Origin of the sequence: Salipiger sp. HF18, assembly GCF_011806505.1 — a bacterium.
GTDB classification, from domain to species: domain Bacteria; phylum Pseudomonadota; class Alphaproteobacteria; order Rhodobacterales; family Rhodobacteraceae; genus Salipiger; species Salipiger thiooxidans.
In genome coordinates, this window is the sequence record NZ_JAATOS010000407.1 from 1 (window position 1) to 3530 (window position 3530).

General features: G+C 65.8%; 4 protein-coding genes and 1 pseudogene. 4 read left to right on the plus strand and 1 reads right to left on the minus strand.

Translation table 11 applies throughout. From position 1 onward, the window contains the following. Positions 1 to 324: pseudogene (locus tag HC022_RS21425) on the plus strand (MBL fold metallo-hydrolase); the annotation flags it as partial. Between the two features lie 99 nt (positions 325 to 423). On the opposite strand, the gene HC022_RS21430 reads toward HC022_RS21425, so the two are convergent. Then, positions 424 to 1044: a hypothetical protein gene (locus HC022_RS21430; protein ID WP_008887554.1), complete on the minus strand. Its 621-nt coding sequence runs from the start codon at positions 1042 to 1044 to the stop codon at positions 424 to 426. A gap of 162 nt (positions 1045 to 1206) precedes the next feature. On the opposite strand from HC022_RS21430, the gene HC022_RS21435 reads away from it, so the two are divergent. The 3 genes from HC022_RS21435 to HC022_RS21445 all read left to right on the plus strand — a co-directional run. Next, positions 1207 to 2334 (plus strand): S-(hydroxymethyl)glutathione dehydrogenase/class III alcohol dehydrogenase, encoded by a 1128-nt coding sequence (locus tag HC022_RS21435; RefSeq protein WP_008887464.1) that lies wholly within the window; start codon positions 1207 to 1209, stop codon positions 2332 to 2334. Further along, a complete protein-coding gene (gene fghA / locus HC022_RS21440; RefSeq protein WP_008887450.1) occupies positions 2334 to 3158 on the plus strand; it encodes an S-formylglutathione hydrolase in 825 nt (274 codons plus the stop codon). The genes HC022_RS21435 and fghA overlap by 1 nt, the downstream gene beginning before the upstream one ends. 30 nt (positions 3159 to 3188) lie before the next feature. Further along, on the plus strand, positions 3189 to 3530 hold a 342-nt coding region (locus HC022_RS21445), incomplete at its 3' end, for a cytochrome c family protein (RefSeq protein ID WP_167453768.1).

A 3530-nucleotide genomic window follows, 5' to 3' on the forward strand; every position in this document is an offset into this window, starting at 1 on the left:
CTTGTCTTTGATGAACATATCCCGGCGCTCGACGGCAGCCTGCGCGGCTGGCAGGCGGTGCTGGCGGATCTGCAGGGCATCGAGGCCGCGCGGCTGATTCCCGGGCATGGCGGGCCGGTGCTCGAATGGCCCGAGGGCGGCGAGCCCTTGGCGCGTTACCTCGACCTGCTGGCCTCGGACACCCGCGCTGCCATCGACGCGGGCGAGCGGCTTGCCGGGGCGGTACAGCACATCGCGCAGGGCGAGGCCGGAGCGTGGCAGCTCTTCGAGGCCTTCAACGCCCGCAACGCCACGGTGGCCTTCACCGAGCTGGAATGGGAGTGACCTCCACAAGGGACGCGGGCACGCCCAAGGGCGCCGGCCCTTCATCTTGCCAGACAAACTCCCGCCGGAGGCATCCGGCGTCCGGGTCCCCGCGCGGCATCAGCCCCCGTCGGGCTGACCGGCCTCGTGCAGCATCTGCGCGATGGCGTAGAGCCGCTTCTCGAGCAGCTGCGGTGTCTCGCAGAGATAGGTGATGGTCCGCTGGCGGTCGGTGAAGATTCGCTGGTCCCAGTCCACCTGTTCCTCGAGCGCATCGACCCGGTCGTAATCCGGCGAGTCGGTCGCCATCTGCGCGTCCATCTCGGCGCGGGCGCCGTCGATGCGCTCGGACAGCGCGATCTGGCTCAGCGAGAACTTCCCGATTCCGTCGATGATCCGGGTCCGCCGGTGCGACAGCGTGTCGAAAACCCGGCTGAACACCTCGCCCATCAGCGCCTGATCGTGCCCCTGCGAGTCGGCGAAGCTCTCGACCTCGGCCCGGGCGCTGTCGAGATCGACCCGGCGCAGCACGAGGGTCTCGGCCAGCTCGTCTGCGGCACGGTCCCGGTCGTCTTCCAGGGCCATCTCCTCAAGCGGCGCAGGCCACATCAGCCCGGGCGACAGACGGTCTACCTTGCGCTGGATGCAGGGCCAGCTCGGGTCCGAGAAATCGGCCGCGGCAAGGGGTGTTGCACAGGTGATGAGCAGCGCACCAATCGTGATAAAGCGATATGTCCACATCGTTCTTTCCTCCCTCGGCCAACTATGAAACAGCGTGCGCGCGAGGTCCATTCCGGGGAATACCCACCATTGGCTGTATTGTTCGGTATGCAACCGCGCACCCATACTCTGGGCAAACGCCGCAGAGCGTCAGAAACGTTGTCTAGTCAGGAGGGAGCCTGCATGCGCACCCGTGCAGCCGTGGCCTTGGAAGCCGGCAAACCGCTCGAAATCATGGAAGTGGAACTCGAAGGCCCAAAGGCCGGTGAGGTCCTGGTCGAGATCAAGGCCACAGGCCTCTGCCACACCGACGAATTCACCCGCTCGGGTGCAGACCCCGAGGGGCTCTTCCCCTGCATCCTGGGTCACGAGGGCGCCGGCGTCGTGCTCGAAGTGGGCGAGGGCGTCACCACGCTGAAGCCCGGCGATCACGTGATCCCGCTCTACACCCCCGAGTGCCGTGAGTGCGCGTCCTGCCTCAGTGGCAAGACCAACCTCTGCACCGCGATCCGCAACACCCAGGGTCAGGGCCTGATGCCGGACGGCACCACGCGCTTCAAGATGCTCGATGGCACGCCGATCTATCACTACATGGGCTGCTCGACCTTCGCGAACCACACCGTGATGCCCGAGATCGCGCTGGCAAAGGTCCGCGAGGACGCGCCCTTCGACAAGATCTGCTACATCGGCTGCGGCGTCACCACCGGCATCGGCGCGGTGATCAACACCGCGGGTGTCGAGATCGGCTCGACCGCGGCGGTCTTCGGCCTCGGCGGCATCGGCCTCAACGTGATCCAGGGCCTGCGCATGGCGGGCTGCGACATGATCATCGGTGTCGACCTGAACGACGACAAGGCCGAGATGGCGAAGAAGTTCGGCATGACCCACTTCGTCAACCCGTCCAAGGTCGAGAACACGGTTGCCGAGATCGTCAACCTCACCAAGCGCGGCATCGACCAGATCGGCGGCGTGGATTACTCGTTCGACGCGACCGGCAACGTCAAGGTCATGCGCGACGCGCTCGAATGCTCGCACCGCGGCTGGGGCGTGTCGGTGATCATCGGCGTGGCACCCGCGGGCGCGGAAATCAGCACCCGTCCGTTCCAGCTTGTGACTGGCCGCGTCTGGAAGGGCACCGCCTTCGGGGGCGCCAAGGGCCGCACCGACGTGCCGAAGTTCGTCGACTGGTACATGGACGGCAAGATCGAGATCGACCCGATGATCACGCACAAGCTCACGCTCGACGAGATCAACCACGGCTTCGACCTCATGCACGAAGGCAAGTCGATCCGCGCGGTGGTCGAGTACTGATGGAGATCGTTTCCGAAAACCGGAGCTTCGGCGGAACGCAGGGCGTCTACCGCCACGCTTCGGAAACCTGCGGCTGCGACATGACCTTCGCGGTCTACCTGCCGCCGCAGGCCAAGGTCGGCCCCGTTCCGGTGCTGTGGTATCTCTCGGGTCTCACCTGCACCCACGAGAACGCCATGACCAAGGGCGGTTTCCAGGAACACGCGGCGAAACACGGCCTTGCGGTCGTGTTTCCCGACACCTCGCCGCGCGGCGAAGGTGTTGCCAACGACGAGGCCTATGACCTCGGGCAGGGGGCCGGGTTCTACGTCAACGCCAAGCGCGACCCGTGGAAGCCGCACTACCGGATGTACGACTACGTCGTCTCCGAGCTGCGCGGCATCGTGTCGGGTATGGACGGCATCGGCGATCGCCACGGCATCACCGGCCACTCCATGGGCGGACACGGGGCGCTGACCATCGCGATGCGCAACCCGGAGCTGTACGACAGCCTGTCGGCCTTCGCTCCGATCGCGCATCCCACCCAGTCGGACTGGGGGCGCAAGCAGCTCTCGGCCTATCTCGGCGACGACGAGGGCTGCTGGGCGGAACACGATTCCACGCTGCTGCTGGAGGAGCACGGCTGGAAAAGCGACATCCTCGTGGACCAGGGGGCGAGCGACCAGTTCCTCGACCTGCTGAAGCCCGAGGCACTGGCCGCGGCCATCGCAAAACGTCGGCAGCCGGGCACCGTCCGGATGCAGGCGGGCTACGACCACTCGTATTTTTTCGTGAATTCGTTCGCGGGGGATCACGTGGCCTGGCACGCCGAAAGACTGAAGTAGCAAGAGCCCGATTAAGGGGGGAGGAAAGCAATGATCGACAAACTGCTCGCGACTGCGTGCCTTTTGAGCCTGTCGGCTGGGGTTGCCCTGGCCGACGGCGACGCGGCGAAGGGCGAGAAGATTTTTCGCAAATGCGCGGCCTGCCATGCGGTGGGCGAGGGCGCTGAGAACAAGGTCGGCCCGGAGTTGAACAACATCCTCGGGCGCGGCATCGCGGCAGAAGCCGATTTCACCTATTCGGACGCGCTCACCGCTCTGGCGGAAGCCGAAGGCGAGTGGACGCCCGAGAAACTCGCAACCTTCCTCGAGAAGCCGCGCGACTATGCCAAGGGCACGAAGATGTCCTTCGCCGGCCTGCGCAAGGAAGACGAG

Excerpts from the sequence above, each read along its gene's own strand:
- HC022_RS21430 (WP_008887554.1), bottom strand. The coding sequence starts at position 1,044 with ATGTGGACATATCGCTTTATCACGATTGGTGCGCTGCTCATCACCTGT.
- HC022_RS21435 (WP_008887464.1), top strand. The coding sequence starts at position 1,207 with ATGCGCACCCGTGCAGCCGTGGCCTTGGAAGCCGGCAAACCGCTCGAA.
- fghA (WP_008887450.1), top strand. The coding sequence starts at position 2,334 with ATGGAGATCGTTTCCGAAAACCGGAGCTTCGGCGGAACGCAGGGCGTC.